Source organism: Algoriphagus lacus (assembly GCF_003583985.1).
GTDB classification, from domain to species: domain Bacteria; phylum Bacteroidota; class Bacteroidia; order Cytophagales; family Cyclobacteriaceae; genus Algoriphagus; species Algoriphagus lacus.
This window is the reverse complement of sequence record NZ_QXML01000004.1, coordinates 382,046-398,987: the sequence shown is the minus strand read 5'-3', so window position 1 is coordinate 398,987 and position 16,942 is coordinate 382,046. Positions and strand designations below refer to the sequence as shown.

Sequence of the window (16,942 nt, the reverse complement as noted above, 5' to 3'; positions counted from 1 at the left end):
AACACGGAGCTTAAACTTGGCACTGAATTAATCGTATTTTTAGTTGATTGACCGATAAATCCCGAACCATGAAAAAGTTACTTCTTTTATTCCTTCTAGTTATTAGTTTGGGTTCTTGCAAGGTTTCAGAAGTCGTTTCCGTGGATACCCTTACTAACTCTGAAATGCTGAAAGAGTATCAGACATTTAAAATGATCGAAGAGGATTATTCTGACAAAAGAAATGAGCGCCTTAAACTTACGTTTAGAGACAAATTAATCGAATTTGGATTTGATGAGGCTTCAGAAAATCCTGATTTTTTGATTCAGGGAGTGATTGTTTCTAGAGATTTCATAAAGGAAGGAGGGCAATTTTATAATTCGTCTATCCCGGGTACTTTTTATAGCGCAAGTAATTCTGGCAATATGTTTCCCAGTGGTGGTCGTAATTCGATAATTAATCGCGGATTGATCGGAAAGGCGATTTTTTTGATTCAGGATGCAAAAACCAATGAAATCGCTTGGATGGGGATCAGTTCAGGAGTGGTCTATGGAGGTGGTCGTCAGTTTGATCTTGAGAAGATGGACCTTGTACTCGATCAGTTATTGTTCTCGCTATATTGATAATGTAGCGAGGTGGTCTTATGCTTGGTAGGTTGAGTATGTAAGAATTGAGGACAAGGCTTAGTTATAAATTATTTTTATCTTTACCACATGGAAAATTTATCACCTTGCCCAAAATGCAAATCCGAATACACCTACGAAATGGATAACCTCATGGTATGTCCGGATTGTGGATTTGAGTGGGAACCAAATGAAGTGGTCGAGGTAGTGGAAACCGGACTTGTTGTAAAGGACGCCAATGGGACAATTCTTGCCAATGGTGATTCGGTGGTGATTGCCAAAGACCTTCCTGTGAAGGGTGCACCAAAATCAATCAAAGCCGGCACCAAAGTAAAAAATATCCGACTGGTAGAAGGAGATCATAACATTGATTGCAAAATCGACGGGTTTGGATCGATCGCGCTGAAGTCGGAATTTGTCAGAAAAGCTTGAATTCAGTCTGCATTTTCCGCTGGTTAGCTGCCAGTATGAAAAGGTCTAAAAATGGATTGAATGTTTTGAAGGTAGCTTCAACTCTCAGGATATAAAAAATCCCACTGAATCGCTCCAGTGGGATTTTTATTTAAGTAATCTTCCGATTAAGCCAAGTATTTGTCAACTGGGGTATAAGGCATGTTGAATGCCTGTGCCACTGCTTCATATACTATTTCTCCGTTGATTACATTCAAACCCGGAACAAGATCAGCATTTTCCTGAGCGGCTTTTTTCCAGCCTTTGTCAGCCAGTTGAATCGCGTAAGGTAAAGTTGCATTGGTCAATGCCAAAGTTGAAGTGTAAGGAACGGCGCCGGGCATATTGGCAACGCAATAATGAACTACATCGTCGATGATGTAGGTCGGATTTTCGTGAGTAGTTGGTTTGCAGGTTTCGATACAACCACCCTGATCTACTGCAACATCCACCACAACAGTTCCCGGCTTCATGTCTTTCAGCATGTCGCGGGTAATCAGGTGTGGAGCTTTTGCACCGGGAATCAATACAGCACCTACAATTAGGTCCGCATCTTTGATCATTGTCCGGATATTGTATTCGTTGGACATCATAGTCTTTACGTTGGCAGGCATTACGTCGGCCAATTGTCTCATTCTTGGAAGTGAAACGTCCATAATCGTCACATCAGCACCCAATCCGGCAGCCATCCAAGCGGCTTGTGTTCCCACAATTCCTCCTCCAAGGATCAAAACTTTAGCAGGAAGGACACCAGGTACTCCTCCTAGAAGAATTCCACGTCCTTTGAGAGGTTTCTCCAAATAATTAGCGCCTTTCTGGATCGCCATTCTACCGGCTACTTCAGACATTGGAATCAAAAGAGGAAGACTTCTGTCTGCTTTTTCCACAGTTTCATAAGCCAAACAAACCGCCTTGCTTTCAACCATGGCCTTGGTCAAAGGCTCATAAGAAGCAAAGTGAAAATAAGTAAACAACAATTGGTTTGGTTTGATCAGTTTGTATTCAGGCTCAATTGGTTCCTTCACTTTCATGATCATCTCTGCGATTTCGTATGTCGCTTCAATAGTCGGAAGGATGGTGGCGCCTGCTGCAGTATACTCCACATCGGAGAAACCACTTCCTTCACCGGCAGTGTGTTGAACATAAACCGAATGGCCTCTCTTAATCAATTCCTTGGCTCCGGCAGGAGTAAGGGCTACCCTGTTTTCGTTGTTTTTGATTTCCTTAGGAACACCTATTATCATGGCGAGTATATTTGGATTTAAGTATTGCCTGCAAAGATAAGAAGCAAAGACGATCGAAAAAGCTGATTATGAAATAGTATTTGGTATCGATTTGGTTAAAATAGGTTTTTCAAAAGTTTATTTCACTTTTATTGCTGTGGATGTAGATTATTCCAAAATTTAAATTTTAAAAAACGAAAATTTTGAAAATTTTTTTTGGAAAAATCTTTCTGCCAGAAATTTGTTCGATATTTCAGATCTTCAAATAAAATCCCTGTTTGTTAACGTTTGTCAAAATAATATTTCTTTTTAATGAATATTGTTTAAAAGAATCAAAATTTTTGATTGGCAAATAGTAAAGCTCAAATTTGGATCAAATTGGATTTTGGCTATTTTTGATGAAGCTAAGAGCTATACCATAAACCCAAATTTTCTTTAGATTCATCGCGCTTATGCCAAGTACCAAAACATATACTAGACCCTCGGATTCTCCGATACTTTCCAAAGAAGAAATTCTGAGCGATTTCAGAATCGCAATGACCAGTAGGCATGCTTCGCTGATGGGGAGGAAGGAAGTATTTATGGGAAAGGCCAAATTCGGAATTTTTGGGGACGGGAAAGAGATTGCCCAGATCGCTATGGCTAAGGCCTTCCAACTCGGTGATTTCAGATCGGGTTATTATCGTGACCAGACGTTCATGATGGCTTTAGGTGAATTGACCGTGCAACAATACTTTGCGCAACTCTATGCGCATACCGATGTGAAGGCTGAACCGGCCTCCGCAGGAAGGTTGATGAACGGGCATTTTGCGACACGGTCGATCAATGAAGACGGTTCTTGGAAAGACCTGACCAAAAAGTATAATTCCGCAGCGGATATTTCACCTACTGCAGCTCAAATGCCCAAACTGCTTGGATTGGCTTACGCCTCCAAACTATTTAGGGAAAATAAGGGACTGAAAGTCCTACCACAGTTCTCAGTCAACGGGAATGAAGTAGCCTGGGGCACTATTGGTAATGCATCCACTTCTGAAGGGATGTTTTTTGAAGCAATCAATGCTGCCGGAGTAATGCAAGTGCCTATGGTAATATCGGTTTGGGATGATGGTTTTGGAATATCTGTGCCGGCTGAATATCATACTACTAAAGGGAGCATTTCCGAAGTGTTGATGGGTTTTGAGCGAACTGAAACTCAAAAGGGATTTGAAATTTTAAGAGTAAAAGGATGGGATTATGAAGGCTTGGTTCAGGCCTTTTACCATGCCGGACAAGTTGCGAGAGAAGAGCATGTACCTGTCTTGATCCATGTGGAGGAGATGACTCAGCCCCAAGGACATTCCACATCAGGTTCCCATGAGCGGTATAAGTCAGCTGAACGTCTTCAGTGGGAGAAGGACTGGGATTGTATTGCCAAATTCCGTGAGTATATCGTTTCTTCCGGGATTGCGACTGTAGATACACTTGATGAAATCGAAAATGAAGTCAAAATTGAGGTAAGAAGGCAGAAAGAAGCAGCATGGAATGAGTTTTCTGGTGAAATCAAAAATGAAATTCAGGAAGCTGTAACATTGATAAAAGCTGCTGCTGATAGGAGTACCAGAAAAGTTGTCCTGTTACAAATGGCTGATGATTTGGGTAAGACCATCAATCCAATTCGAAAGGATGCAATCAGTGCAGTCAGAAAAGCTTTAATGACCTTGAGATTTGACTCGGAAAACGTAAAAAGTAACCTTAAGGCTTGGTACAAAACTCAGGAGGAGAAAAATTTTGATCGGTACAACAGCCATTTATATAGTCAGACCAGCTGGGCTGTTGAAAAAATAAAAGAGGTACCCGCAGTTTATGATGAAAAGTCCGCTTCAGTTGACGGACGTGAAATCCTGCAAGCATTTTTTGATTATACCCTTGAGAAAGATCCTAGGTTCTTTGCCTTCGGTGAGGATGTGGGGAAAATCGGGGATGTGAACCAGGCATTTGCAGGACTTCAAGCCAAGTATGGCGAAAGCAGGGTTACAGATACCGGTATCCGAGAATGTACCATTATTGGGCAGGGAATTGGGGCGGCATTAAGAGGGCTTCGCCCAGTTGCCGAAATCCAGTATCTTGATTATTTACTCTATGGACTTCAGATGCTATCTGATGATTTGGCTTCATTGCTCTACCGTACCAAAGGAGGACAGAAAGCTCCATTGATCGTTCGAACAAGAGGTCATAGATTGGAAGGCGTGTGGCATGCAGGGTCACCAATGGGAATGATTTTATCGTCCTTGAGAGGAATGGTCGTTTGCGTTCCAAGAGACATGACCCAAGCGGCCGGCATGTATAAGACTTTACTGGAATCCGATGAGCCGGCCATTGTGGTGGAATGTCTCAATGGGTATCGACTTAAAGAAATAATGCCCGCCAACCTTGGAGAGTACAATGTTGCCTTGGGTAAGCCGGAAATTCTTAGAGAAGGAAAAGATATTACCCTGGTTACCTACGGAAGTATGTGCCGGATCGTGATGGAAGCAGCGGATGAGTTGTCTGAAATGGGCATTTCAGTAGAGGTTATAGATGTCCAGACACTCCTTCCGTTTGATACTTACGGAGTAATCGGAGAGTCTGTGAAAAAGACAAATCGGGTGATTTTTGCTGATGAAGATGTCCCTGGGGGTGCTTCTGCATTTATGCTGCAACAAGTGATTGAAGGTCAAGAGGTTTTTCAATACCTGGATTCAGAACCACAAACTATCGCTGCCAAGGCACATAGACCGGCATATTCTTCAGATGGAGATTATTTTTCCAAACCAAGTTGTGATGATGTGGTGGAGAAAGTCTACAGCATCATGCATGAAACCAATCCAAAAAAGTTTCCAGCCATTTAACCAAAAAGCCCGCTTTAAAGCGGGCTTTTTTATGGGGTATTTCTTGTGATTTGTCTGAGAGTGACTTCCGGGCTGGAAACCTGATTACTCCGGTTTAGTGCTCTATCCTGGATTTCCACATCGATTCGTAAGGTGTCTGTTCTGAAGATGGACTCCCATCCAGAGGAAAGCATCCTATACTTTATATTTCCTTCAACAGCCTGACCCTCTTCTGAGGTGAGGATTCTAGGAAACCTTCCGTTGAACGTAGTGTAAAAGGGAGGATCCTGCCATTTCCATTCAGTGTATTTTCCGTTTCTTTTGATGTAAAACCTAACGAAGATATTGTACTGATCTTCGTTTTGTTCCACCCAAATGGTGTCCTTTACTATAGTGTTATTAATGATTGGATCTATCACCCAATCAATTGGATTATAGGATGGAGCTCCGGGAGGCCGCTTAGAATAGGTGATGAGGTTACCAGCCGCATCGCGCTTATAGATCAGCGGATTGAATGGCGGATTGATGTCGGTGGAGGATAGGCCTAAATCCCCTTCAGCATCTTTGAAGTCCACACTTATAATTAAAGAATCCTGAGCAGATGTCCTTACATATTCGATCGTGGAAAATTCGATTTCAGGTGTACTTGGAAAATTCTCCGGAGGACTGATACAGGAAGTCCAGCCCAAGGCCGTTGTAAACAATAATCCTGAATAGTTTTTGAATCGCATCAGCTGAAGGTAAATTTACTTCCGAAAATAAGGTTTGTTTTTATCTCTAAAACGCAAAATATAAAACGATGCTAGAATTTAAAAGTTTTTCGGAAAGGATAAGCATTTTGGATGCCGACCGATTCGAAGACCTTGCATTGGAGCTTTTTCACTTACAATCTATTGAAAATGAGGTGTATAAATCATATCTAAAGGCTCGTAAAATTGACCTTAAATCGATAAAAACGCTTACGTCCATTCCATTTCTTCCCATCCGTTTTTTTAAAGATTTTCCGGTGGTTTGTGGGAAGGTAAATAGTTTTAATTCGTTTTATTCCAGTAGCGGAACGACTGGGATGATTACTTCAAAGCATTTTATCTGGTCGGAATCCTGGTATTTGGATCATGCTCAACGGATTTTTGAAAAAGAGTATGGTGCATTAAAGGATTACCATGTCCTCGCTTTGCTTCCGGCTTATCTTGAGCGACCAGGGAGTAGTTTGGTTTCCATGGCTAAGCATTTTATCGAAAAATCTGGTTCTGAACACTCCGGATTTTACCTCTACAATCAGGATGAATTGCTGAAAAAATTGGATCAGCTCAAAGATGACTCAAGACAAGTTTTGCTGCTGGGGGTAACATTTGCCTTGCTGGATTTGGCAGAATCAGGCAAAGCGCTTTCACCCATGAAAAATCTGATTGTCATGGAGACGGGAGGAATGAAAGGCCGTAGAAAGGAAATGATCCGGGAAGAAGTCCATGATATTTTGAAGGGGTATTTCAAGGTGAATAGCATCCATTCAGAATATGGTATGACCGAATTAATGTCCCAAGCCTATTCAAAAGGAGATGGAAAATATACACTTCCTTTCAGTATGCGCGTTATGCTAAGGGATGTCAATGATCCGCTAAGTTGGTCTGGTAGGTCGCAAGGAGGAATCAATGTAATTGATTTGGCCAATTTCCATTCCTGTGCATTTATTGAAACCCAGGATCTAGGAAGATTTGATGAAGATGGATTTTTGGAGGTGTTGGGTCGGTTTGACAATTCAGAAATCCGAGGCTGCAACTTGTTGGTGCAGTAATTGCTATCTTAAAATTTAATGGACATATTTGATCAGTATAAAAATTAACCTATGAAATCAAGCTTGGATCAATTCTCAGTTTGGGGGAATGATTATTAACAATGCGAGATTCCATCTGACCTCTAAAAAACAAATTTTAAACAGATGAAAAGATTAGCAACGATTGCACTATTAATCGGGATTTTAGCCTTGGGAGCATGCGCTTCCAGCAAACCTTGCCCGGCCTATGCAAAAGCGCCTTCCGCACAAAAATCCAATAGCTAAAAAATATGCTGACCTTTAATAGTCAGCATATTTTTTTATGTCTTCCAGACTGATCGTGGGTTCTCCAAGTATTACCAGTCGCTCCACCACGTTTCTTAGCTCCCTGATATTTCCAGTCCAAGGGAATTCCTGAAGTTTTCCAAGTGCTTCTTTTGTGATTGCTTTTTTGGCATCCCCGCTTTCTTGGGCAATGTCCTCCAGAAATTTGTCCACTAGGAGAGGGATATCCTCTTTTCTGTCCTTTAAAGCCGGAACCTGAATAAGTATTACACTTAGTCGGTGGTAAAGATCTTCCCGAAACCTCCCTGCCTCAATCTCTTTTTTCAAATCCTTGTTGGTAGCAGCCAATACCCGTACATCTACTTTGATGTCTTTGTCACTTCCTACACGGTTGATAAGATTTTCCTGAAGCGCACGGAGGACTTTCGATTGGGCAGAAAGTGACATGTCTCCGATTTCATCAAGAAACAAAGTCCCATTCTGGGCTTGTTCAAATTTTCCGTTTCGTTGTTTATGGGCAGAGGTAAAAGCTCCTTTTTCGTGACCAAAAAGTTCCGATTCAATCAGTTCAGAGGGTATTGCAGCACAGTTAACAGCCACAAAAGGCTCTGCCTGTCGATTGCTTTTTTGGTGAATCCAGTGAGCGACAAGTTCTTTTCCTGTCCCATTTGGGCCAGTAATTAGGACTCGGGCATCTGTTGGAGCCACTTTTTCAATGGTGTCTTTGACTCTTGCAATGGCAGGTGATTCACCAACCATATCCAGTTTTTTGGAAAGTTTTTTCTTGAGGACTTTTGTCTCAGTCACCAATTGCTTTTTGTCCAAAGCATTCCGAACAGTGAGTAATAGTCGGTTGAGATCCGGTGGTTTGGGGATAAAGTCAAAGGCACCTTTCTTGGTTGCCTCAACAGCAGTCTCAATACTGCCGTGCGCAGAAATCATGATAAACTGAGGTGATCGATCCATGGCTTTGGCATGATCTAATACCTCGATTCCGTCCATTTTGGGCATTTTCACATCACAAAGAACCAAGTCAAACTCTTCCTCCTGGAGTTTGGCAAGACCTTCTTCTCCGTCTTTTGCTTCGGTAACTTCAAATTTCTCGTATTCTAGAATTTCCCTAAGGGAAGCGCGGATGAACCGTTCGTCGTCAATAATCAGAATCTTTGGCATAGTATGAAAGTAAGTAAAAAGTGCAAGTCTGTAAGCCGGGTTCTGTTCCCCGATCACTCGGGGCTCTTGTCATTTATCTAGTCCCGACCTCGCGGTCGGGATCAATCGATCTACCCACCCCGGAATCCCGCCTAAACGGGAATCGAACGAGCAGCTCTTTGCCCAGGGCCTATTTGATCTTTCAACCCATAAGGTTTGCCGTGCCTCCTTCATCACTGTCGGAGCGGTGGGCTCTTACCCCACCTTTTCACCCTTATCCCGATTCCGATAACTATCGGGATCGGGACGGTTTGTTTTCTGTGGCACTTTCTGTCCCCTTACCGTCTCCAGTCTGGGGCCTTCCCGTTAGGAAGTATGGCGCTCTATGTTGCCCGGACTTTCCTCCCCGATCTAGATCGGGGCGACAAGACGACTTGCACGCTGCAAAGTACGGTAATTTGAGGTAATCAGTTCGCTTTTGGGGAAAGTTGATGACCCTTTGAAAAAAAATCCACTTTTTTTTCATCTCGGAGAAACATTAATCTTATTCTCCTGTTCTATACTCAAAAGGCTTAAATAGCTTTTCTTCATAGTGCTGGGTTGAGCCGCTCCGAAAGGGGCGGTTCTTTTTTGTGCCCATTTGATTCAAATTTTAAAAAAAAAAGACCTGCCAAAATGAGTGAATAGGATTCGGAATCTTTGATTTTTACCTTTGACTAAAATTGAATAGGCTATGATTCTGGTGGGTAATGCGGTTTTGTCCGACGATATCAAAGAAAACTTTTTTGTATGTGATCTCGAAGCCTGCAAAGGTGCATGTTGCGTGGAAGGAGATGCTGGGGCTCCATTGGAAGATGAGGAAACCAAAATTCTTGAAGAAATCAATCCTATTGTCAAAGACTACATCACGGAAGAGGGGAGAAAAGCAATCGAAGCTCAGGGTACTTGGGTGATTGACAAGGACGGGGGTAAAGGAACTCCTACCATTGGTGAAAACCGAGAATGTGCTTATGCTCTGTATGATGACCGAGGAATCCTGAAATGCGGAATTGAACAGGCTTATATTGACGGAAAAATTTCCTGGAAGAAGCCGATTTCATGCCACCTCTATCCAATCCGGGTCACAAAATATGACCAATTTGATGCGCTTAATTATGATCGGTGGCATATCTGTGATCCTGCCTGCCAGCTTGGCCAAAGCCTAAAAGTTCCACTTTACCGATTTTTGAAGGATGCATTGGTTCGAAAATACGGAGAAGCCTGGTATGATGAGTTGATCGCTGAGATTGAAGGCTAATCCTTAATTCAAATCAGAAATCTATTCTTCAAACCATTAAAAGCAAATTCTGCAATTTTTTCGTATCCAAAATCAGAAGGGTGGATTCCATCTGAAGAGAAAAATTCCGGATTGAAAGTTCCAGTCAGTGGATCAAAAACAACATTTTGATTTTCATTGGCAAAGGCAATCATTTCCGCTCTCAGGAAGTTGCGCTGGGTCTTGAGATAGTTTCGAAGCAAAGCTGGAAATGCAGGAAAAAGATGGACAGGAGGGATATCAGCCAGGTAAATCCAATCCGGAGTGAATTGGGTCAGTAATTTTGAAATTACGTTATTCAAATGCTTTCTATATCGGATAGGATGGGTTAAATGAAAGCAATCATTTGCTCCGAGAAAAATGAATATACCTTTAACCCCATTTTTATGATCTAAAATTTCTCCTCCTAAATGACTGAAGACTTGACTGATCCTGAGACCATTTTTTCCCAAATTGGTGATTTCATAATTGTGCCCCATTAGTTTGGAGAGCTGGCCTGGAAGGGTAAACTGAGGCTGACTTGCACCGACACCGGCAACAGTGGACTCTCCCAAAACCAGAATTTTCAGTTCCCCACTTCCAAGAATCAACTGCTCTGAAATTGCTGGTGGAGTAGGACGTTCCATTTTGACTTTTCCAGCCTGATAGAAAAGAAAAGGCAAAACCGGATAGAGTTTTGCCTGAAAAATGGTGTAATCCGAAATCACCCTCCAGCCTTTTTAGCGCCGTAACCAGCTTGTATCAACACCTGGAGGACTTTTTCCCGGTGATCTCCTTGGATTAGAATTTCTCCGTCTTTAGTGGACCCACCCACACTACATTTGTTTTTGAGCAGCTTTCCCAATTCTTTCAAATCTTCCTCTGAGCCAATAAAGCCCTCAACCAAAGTCACTTGTTTTCCAGCTCGTTGTTTTTTATCCAAAAGCACTTTAAGCTTTTGTTGGGAAGGGGGCAAGGTGACTGCAGACTCCTCTTCTCCTTGGTTGTATTCAAAATTATCGCTGGTGGAATAGACTACTCCATCGCGTTTTTTCCAGTCGTTGTTTTTCTTGCTCATAGGTAAAATGAAAAGGCCTGCATTGATGTGCAGGCCTCAAATTTACGCTTGAATTATTTCGTTTTGTATGTCCAGACCGGTCTTTGAGAATGATTGACCACATCTTCTGCGATACTTCCTGTTAGTAGGTGTAAAAGTCCCGTGCGTCCATGAGTCGTCATGGCAATCAGATCGGCGTCTATATCATCTGCAAAATCGATAATGCCTGCTTCTTCTGAGAGCGAGTTGTAAACTTCAGCTTTGATGTTTTCGAAATGATACTTATTGACAAATGCCTTGATTCTGGCCATTGAGTCACGAGTGGTTTCAAAATTCCCTGGCGTGTTCACCACAACAAAGTAAAACTGGGCATCGAACAAGGTTTGGATCCGCTTAAATCGTGCTGCAACTTCATCATTAGCTTCTCTGAAATCAGATGCAAAGACCACTTTTTTCATTTTGGTAACGTCTGTTTCAGCTTTTACAGTGACTACCGGACAGGATGCAGTGCGGACTACCTTTTCGGTATTGCTTCCAATCATTACTTCTTCCAGGCCGGAGGAACCTTTGGAACCCATGACCACCAAGTCAGATTCTTCTTCTTGGATGGCCTGAGAAATGCTCTTGAAAACATTACCCATCACCAGTTTGGTTTGTAGAGTAAACAAGGCGGATTTATAAGTATCCTCCAATTCTTTCAGCTGTTTTTTCCTGGATTCAACCAATTCCATAAAGAAGATTTGGTTTTGAAAATCCGGAATGGGATCCATTCCACCTCCCATGGTGCTTAATCCGGTGGTAACGGGCATTTCCAAAATGTGTAAAACCGTAATCTGAATCCCTGAATAATTGCTGGAAAGTTTTGTGGCAAAATTCAGCGCGTAGGAGGCAGTTTGGGAGAAATCAAAAGGAACGAGGACTTTTATCATAGTGATCGTGTTGGGCTAAATGTTTCTACTAATATTAGCCAAAATCGTCGACCAGAAAAGGACTTTTGTCAGCTTTTGATCAGATCAATATTCCAATTCCAAAAAGAATGACCCAAAGAAGGGTACTTATGGCCATTTTTTTCAGAAAAGGGTCTGTTTCAGCTGATGTCTTGGCATTTTGTACCCCCAAGGCAACTTTCATCATTAATGGCCAGGTTAAGCTTGCCAGCAAAGAAAAAAGGTGATCACTCAAAATGGCAAAACCAATCAAACAAATATACCCTGTGACCAAAAGTGCCCAATTGTACTGAACAGCTGCTTTTCGACCGATTCGGACTGGAATTGAACGCTTCCCGGCTTTTTGATCCGATTCAATATCCCGGATATTGTTGATGTTTAAAACGGCTGTGCTAAAGCATCCCAATGAAATTGCGATTACCACTGCCAAAGGATCAAAACTTAGCGTATGGAGGTAAAAAGTACCCAAGACTCCCAGCAAACCGAAGAAAACAAACACTGAAATATCACCCAAGCCGGCATAGCCATAAGGATTTTTGCCGGAGGTATAGGAAATCGCCGCCCAAATCGCCACCAATCCCAATGCCAGGAAAAGCGAAAATAGCTTCCAATCCTGTACTGCCAGGTAGAGCAAAAGCAAACCAGAAACCAAGGAAAATAGGCCGAAAAGGTACATGGCCCTTTTCATTTCAGGCAAAGAAATCAGACCGGATTGGACTGCACGAATCGGACCCTGCCGATCTGCCGAATCTGCTCCGTGAACCGTGTCCCCATAGTCATTTGAGAGATTGGAAAGGATTTGAAGAAATATTGTGGTCAATGAAGCCAGGAGGAGAATCTCCCACCGAAAATCCCCCTTCCAGGCGGCTAAGAAGGATCCGGCAAAAATACTGGCTAAAGCCAAAGGTAAAGTACGAAGCCTGACTGCGTGCAGCCAGGCTTCTTTTTTGGTTTTAATTTCTTTTTTCAAAACAGGAATTCTTGAATCAGGCCTCGATTAATTTGAGGATTTCTTCATCCAAAGGGGCTACGGAAGAAGGAAAGAACTTAACAAGTTCACCTTTTTCATTGATAAAATACTTGCAGAAGTTCCAGCTTGGTTCTTCGTTGTTCCAACCATTTTGAGAGGCGTCGGATAGCCATCTGTAAAGTGGATGCTTGTCAAAACCTTTGACAGAAATCTTTTCAAACATCGGGAAAGTCACTCCAAACTCCGTTGAGCAGAATTCTTTGATCTCCTCGTTGGACCCGGGTTCCTGACCACCAAAGTTGTTGGCAGGGAAACCCAGAATCATGATTTTATCCCCATGCTCGGCATACAGTTCTTGCAGTTGAGCATATTGTTTGGTGTAGCCACACTTGGAAGCCACATTGACGATCAATAGTTTTTTGCCTTTAAATTCTGAGAAATCAACTTCTTTGCCGTTGATATCTTTCATTTTAAAGTTGTAGAAGGTGCTTTCCATTGTTTTGTCGTAGGAGGGATGAAATGCTTCTGCTTCGGTGGGTCGATCAAGCGTTTTGCCACAGGCAAAAATTAAAATGCTGATTAGGAGTAAAATAGTCTTCATAATTACATGCGTTCTGGGACATTGATACCGAGTAAACTCATTCCTTTCTTGATTGTTTTGGCTGTTTGTGCCGAAAGCGCCAATCTGAAGGCCTGTATTGCGTGGTCCTTTTCATGGAAAATTGGCACTTCGGCATAGAATCGGTTGTATTCTTTAGCTAGATCAAATAAGTATTGGGCTATGATGGCCGGAGAATACTCGTCCGCAGCCATTTTTATTTTCCGCTCAAACTCATTCAAAATCAGGATCAATGCAGATTCGGATTCTGCCAGTTCGCTTACGCTGTCGTAATCCGGTGATTGGTAATTCACGCCGATTTGTTCGGCTTTTCTCAGGATTGCAGCGATTCTTGCATGCGAATATTGAACAAACGGTCCAGTGTATCCCTGAAATTCGATCGATTCTTGGGGATTGAACAGCATGCGCTTTTTGGGGTCCACTTTGAGCAGAAAATATTTCAAAGCACCTAACCCCAGGATTTCATAAAGTTCTTTTGCCTGTTCTTCCGTGAAGCCCTCGATCTTTCCAAGTTCCTTGGTGTGTTGCTCTGCAGTTTCGATCATTTCCTGCATAAGATCGTCCGCGTCCACCACGGTTCCTTCCCGGGATTTCATCTTTCCGGTAGGCAAATCCACCATTCCGTAGGACAAATGATACAGGCCATCTCCATAGGATCTGCCAAGTTTTCGCATGATCTTAAACAGGACGTCAAAGTGATAATCCTGCTCATTTCCAACGACATATACTGATTTGTCAATTTGAAAATCTTTGTATTTCAGATCGGCAGTTCCCAAGTCTTGCGTGATGTATACCGAGGTCCCATCCGCACGTCGAACCAGCTTTTCATCCAATCCTTCATCGGTCAAATCCACCCAAACTGACCCATTTTCTTTTTTGAAAAATACGCCTTTTGCCAAGCCTTCTTCCACGATGTCCTTGCCCAACAGGTAGGTGTCTGACTCGTAATAGAATTTGTCAAAGTTGACGCCCATCTTGCGGTAGGTAGCGTCGAAACCGGCATAAACCCAAGCATTCATTTTCTTCCAAAGGGAAACGACCGCTTCGTCGTTTGCTTCCCATTTGCGGAGCATTTCTTGGGCCTCAAGAATAAAAGGCGCAGCTTTTTTGGCTTCTTCCTCCGATTTCCCAGCTGCTTTTAGTTCGTCAATCTGCTTTTTGTATTCCTTATCGAAAAGCACATAGTATTTGCCAGCAAGGTGATCGCCTTTCAATCCTGAGGTTTCCGGCGTTTCGCCATTTCCAAAATGCTGGTAAGCGACCATCGACTTGCAAATGTGAATGCCCCGGTCATTTACCAAATTGGCTTTAATGACTTCGTAGCCATTGGCCTTCAGGATTTCTGCTACGGAATAACCCAGGAAGTTATTTCTCAAATGTCCCAGGTGAAGGGGTTTGTTGGTGTTTGGGGAAGAGTATTCCACCATTACCTTTTGGCCATTTGCAGGCAACTGACCCAGATTGGGATTGGAGTAAAGTTGCTGAAAAAGATCCAACCAAACTCGCTCATTGAGAACGAGATTCAAGAAGCCTTTGACTACATTGAAATCAGCTACGACTGGTAGGTTACCTTTGAGATATTCTCCGATTTGGTTGGCAGTTGCCTCCGGAGTGGTTTGGGAAACTTTCAAAAAAGGAAAAACCACGAAGGTGTAAGTTCCCTGAAATTCCTTTCGGGTTGGAGCCAAACTGATCTGATCCAACGGCAAATCATAGTTGTAAATATTCTGGAAAGCCAGTTGAATGCCTTGGATGATATTTTCTTGTATGTTCATCGGTAAGATGTAAGAAATGAGACGAAAGACAAAAGATGTCTGATCTCCCATTCGAATTAGCTCTAATTTTTATTCTCTTTCCAGTATGGAAGCAGGCTGCAAATCTATAGACAATGGACTATAAGCTTTGATTTTTTTTCAAATAACTCAATAGCCAAATACCCTTAAACTAATTAGAAATTATCCACCAGGGACTTTGTCGTGATCTCAAGCACTTCAAAGGCAATTTCGGCCATAGTATTCTCGGTATCAAGCGTAGGATTGACTTCTACGATTTCCCAACAGCACACCCGCTTGTCTTTGATCAGTTCAGCGTTGAGTTGGATGGCTTCTTCCACTGTTAAACCATTTGGAACTGGTGTGCCGGTGCCTACTGAAATAGAACTGTCCAAGCTGTCCACGTCAAAGGAAATGTAGATCTGCTGGCAATCTTTGAGGATTTCCAAGGCTTGGGCGGCAACTTTCCGGATGCCATTTTCCCGAACTTCCTGCGTACTGAAATTCTTGATTCCATATTTGTGGATCAGGTAATCTTCTGGTTCCTCGGTATCCCGGACGGAGATGAAAACAATATCTTTCGGGTTGATTTTTGGAAAGTCTCCTCCGATTTTTTTTATTTTTTCCCAATACGAAAGCGTATCCGGGCCAGGTTCATTCACTTTACAATCCAAATTATCCAAATGGGAAGCCATGGCAAGTGGCATACCGTGCATGTTTCCGGAAGGGGTGGTAAATGGTGTATGAAGATCCGCATGGGCATCAATCCATATCACACCAAGTCTCTTTTCGGGATGGGCAGCTTTGATCCCCATGATGGTACCTGCTGCGGTACTGTGATCACCTGCTAAAACAATGGGGAATTTTTTTTCCAATCGAAGGGACTCGATGGTGGAATATACATTTTTTAATACCTGGTAGACCCCGTCGATGTATTTGGCATGAGGATGCTTATTTCCTTTCCAGAGAAAATTATTTGCGTCAGGTATATTGATTGGATCGAACTGAGTGAAAAACCCTGATTTCTTGTCCAGGCTGGCGATTTTGAGTGCATCCACACCCAAACTTGCGCCTCGAGTACCTGCAGCGATCTCAGATCGTACTTCCACGAGTTTAATTTTTCTCATCTCAGGGGTTTATTTGGGTTTCAACAAGGGTTATTGTCTCTCAGCAAAACTAGTCAAAAGGGCACAGATTTCAATTTTTGGGCATTTTTAGGGCGAGAGAAAAATTTTCTTATTTAAAAACCTATAAAAATTATAGGGAATATAGGAAAATAGAATTCCTTCTTATACTTTTGGAACATCATCAGACACAAATCCCGTTATCATGAGCGCAGTAGCACAAGTTATCAGTTCCGAATTGAAGTCAAATTCTTGGACGGTAAGAACCTCTCCTGAACTGGCAAAGTTTCGAGTAAACAAGCAGGAAATTTTAAAGATTTTTTCTCAGCCTGTCGCCAATCAAATGCAAGGAATGTGTCGTTTTGAAAAAGGTTTTGAACAGCTTCTTCCATTATTCAGAGGTTTGATTTGGCTGGGCAAACCAAAGTCACTGAGCCTGATTTTTGACCACGAACGTGCCCAAGTATTCTTCACCTTTGCCCAATCTGAGGAGCAGGAAGTAGTCCGGTTTTTTAATCAAGTAATTCTTCTACTCAAAAAGGAAGTAAGATTTAAGGAGATTTTGGAAAAAGTAATTGAGAAAAATAAGCGATTTCAGGCTGAGCAAGCCTTGCTGAACTCCGCTTTGCATGGGGCAGCTTGGGATTAAGGCCAAATTAAATTCTGCTGAAAGGGGCATTTCCATGATGGATTTGTCCCTTTTTCAATTAATCTGATTTTACATTGCCTCTTATCGTCCTTTTGGGATTCCGATATTAATCAGTCCACTGAATGTTAAGTTTTCTTCCGGGCATTTGATATACCCCGATAAAAGCGCAATTTTTGCA

General features: G+C 42.4%; 16 protein-coding genes and 1 other RNA gene. 6 read left to right on the top strand and 11 right to left on the bottom strand.

Annotated elements, in window-relative coordinates; genetic code table 11:
* Window positions 1–68: 68 nt before the first annotated feature.
* Both D0X99_RS10795 and D0X99_RS10790 read left to right on the top strand, forming a co-directional pair.
* A complete protein-coding gene (locus tag D0X99_RS10795; RefSeq protein ID WP_119477835.1) occupies window positions 69–602 on the top strand; it encodes a DUF4136 domain-containing protein in 534 nt (177 codons plus the stop codon).
* Between the two features lie 90 nt (window positions 603–692).
* Window positions 693–1,034, top strand: a complete 342-nt coding sequence (locus tag D0X99_RS10790) for a zinc ribbon domain-containing protein YjdM (RefSeq protein ID WP_119477834.1) — start codon at window positions 693–695, stop codon at window positions 1,032–1,034.
* A 146-nt stretch (window positions 1,035–1,180) separates the two neighbouring features.
* On the opposite strand, the gene ald is transcribed toward D0X99_RS10790, so the two are convergent.
* Window positions 1,181–2,296, bottom strand: a complete 1,116-nt coding sequence (gene ald / locus D0X99_RS10785; RefSeq protein ID WP_119477833.1) for an alanine dehydrogenase — start codon at window positions 2,294–2,296, stop codon at window positions 1,181–1,183.
* Between the two features lie 431 nt (window positions 2,297–2,727).
* Here ald and D0X99_RS10780 point away from each other — a divergent pair, with 431 nt between their 5' ends.
* Window positions 2,728–5,142, top strand: a complete 2,415-nt coding sequence (locus D0X99_RS10780) for an alpha-ketoacid dehydrogenase subunit alpha/beta (protein WP_119477832.1) — start codon at window positions 2,728–2,730, stop codon at window positions 5,140–5,142.
* A 29-nt stretch (window positions 5,143–5,171) separates the two neighbouring features.
* Here D0X99_RS10780 and D0X99_RS10775 read toward each other — a convergent pair whose 3' ends face one another.
* On the bottom strand, window positions 5,172–5,852 hold the full coding sequence (locus D0X99_RS10775) for a hypothetical protein (protein WP_119477831.1): 681 nt from the start codon (window positions 5,850–5,852) through the stop codon (window positions 5,172–5,174).
* 68 nt (window positions 5,853–5,920) lie between these two features.
* Here D0X99_RS10775 and D0X99_RS10770 point away from each other — a divergent pair, with 68 nt between their 5' ends.
* Window positions 5,921–6,916, top strand: a complete 996-nt coding sequence (locus D0X99_RS10770; protein ID WP_119477830.1) for an acyl-CoA synthetase family protein — start codon at window positions 5,921–5,923, stop codon at window positions 6,914–6,916.
* Between the two features lie 279 nt (window positions 6,917–7,195).
* On the opposite strand, the gene D0X99_RS10765 is transcribed toward D0X99_RS10770, so the two are convergent.
* Together D0X99_RS10765 and rnpB are read right to left on the bottom strand one after the other, a co-directional pair.
* On the bottom strand, window positions 7,196–8,353 hold the full coding sequence (locus D0X99_RS10765; RefSeq protein WP_119477829.1) for a sigma-54-dependent transcriptional regulator: 1,158 nt from the start codon (window positions 8,351–8,353) through the stop codon (window positions 7,196–7,198).
* 15 nt (window positions 8,354–8,368) lie between these two features.
* An RNA gene (rnpB, locus tag D0X99_RS10760) (RNase P RNA component class A) lies at window positions 8,369–8,773 on the bottom strand.
* A 292-nt stretch (window positions 8,774–9,065) separates the two neighbouring features.
* On the opposite strand from rnpB, the gene D0X99_RS10755 reads away from it, so the two are divergent.
* Window positions 9,066–9,629 carry a DUF3109 family protein gene (locus D0X99_RS10755; RefSeq protein WP_119477828.1) on the top strand — a complete coding sequence of 188 codons (564 nt, stop codon included), beginning with the start codon at window positions 9,066–9,068 and terminating at the stop codon, window positions 9,627–9,629.
* A gap of 8 nt (window positions 9,630–9,637) precedes the next feature.
* Here D0X99_RS10755 and D0X99_RS10750 read toward each other — a convergent pair whose 3' ends face one another.
* From D0X99_RS10750 to rocF, 7 genes are all read right to left on the bottom strand, one after another.
* Window positions 9,638–10,354: an SGNH/GDSL hydrolase family protein gene (locus D0X99_RS10750; protein WP_119477827.1), complete on the bottom strand. Its 717-nt coding sequence runs from the start codon at window positions 10,352–10,354 to the stop codon at window positions 9,638–9,640.
* Window positions 10,351–10,704, bottom strand: coding sequence for a translation initiation factor (locus D0X99_RS10745; RefSeq protein ID WP_119477826.1), 354 nt, complete (start codon window positions 10,702–10,704; stop codon window positions 10,351–10,353). Before D0X99_RS10745 ends, D0X99_RS10750 begins: the two co-directional genes overlap by 4 nt.
* A 53-nt stretch (window positions 10,705–10,757) precedes the next feature.
* Window positions 10,758–11,612 carry a universal stress protein gene (locus D0X99_RS10740; RefSeq protein WP_119477825.1) on the bottom strand — a complete coding sequence of 285 codons (855 nt, stop codon included), beginning with the start codon at window positions 11,610–11,612 and terminating at the stop codon, window positions 10,758–10,760.
* A 79-nt stretch (window positions 11,613–11,691) separates the two neighbouring features.
* Window positions 11,692–12,600 (bottom strand): 1,4-dihydroxy-2-naphthoate polyprenyltransferase, encoded by a 909-nt coding sequence (locus D0X99_RS10735; RefSeq protein ID WP_119477824.1) that lies wholly within the window; start codon window positions 12,598–12,600, stop codon window positions 11,692–11,694.
* Window positions 12,601–12,616: 16 nt separating this feature from the next.
* Window positions 12,617–13,201 (bottom strand): glutathione peroxidase, encoded by a 585-nt coding sequence (locus D0X99_RS10730; RefSeq protein ID WP_119477823.1) that lies wholly within the window; start codon window positions 13,199–13,201, stop codon window positions 12,617–12,619.
* A 2-nt stretch (window positions 13,202–13,203) separates the two neighbouring features.
* Window positions 13,204–14,994, bottom strand: coding sequence for an arginine--tRNA ligase (gene argS / locus D0X99_RS10725; protein WP_119477822.1), 1,791 nt, complete (start codon window positions 14,992–14,994; stop codon window positions 13,204–13,206).
* Window positions 14,995–15,167: 173 nt separating this feature from the next.
* The gene (gene rocF, locus D0X99_RS10720) at window positions 15,168–16,118 is read right to left on the bottom strand and encodes an arginase (RefSeq protein WP_119477821.1); all 951 of its coding nucleotides are present in this window, start codon (window positions 16,116–16,118) and stop codon (window positions 15,168–15,170) included.
* 202 nt (window positions 16,119–16,320) lie between these two features.
* Here rocF and D0X99_RS10715 point away from each other — a divergent pair, with 202 nt between their 5' ends.
* Window positions 16,321–16,764, top strand: a complete 444-nt coding sequence (locus tag D0X99_RS10715) for a hypothetical protein (protein WP_119477820.1) — start codon at window positions 16,321–16,323, stop codon at window positions 16,762–16,764.
* Window positions 16,765–16,942: the final 178 nt, after the last annotated feature.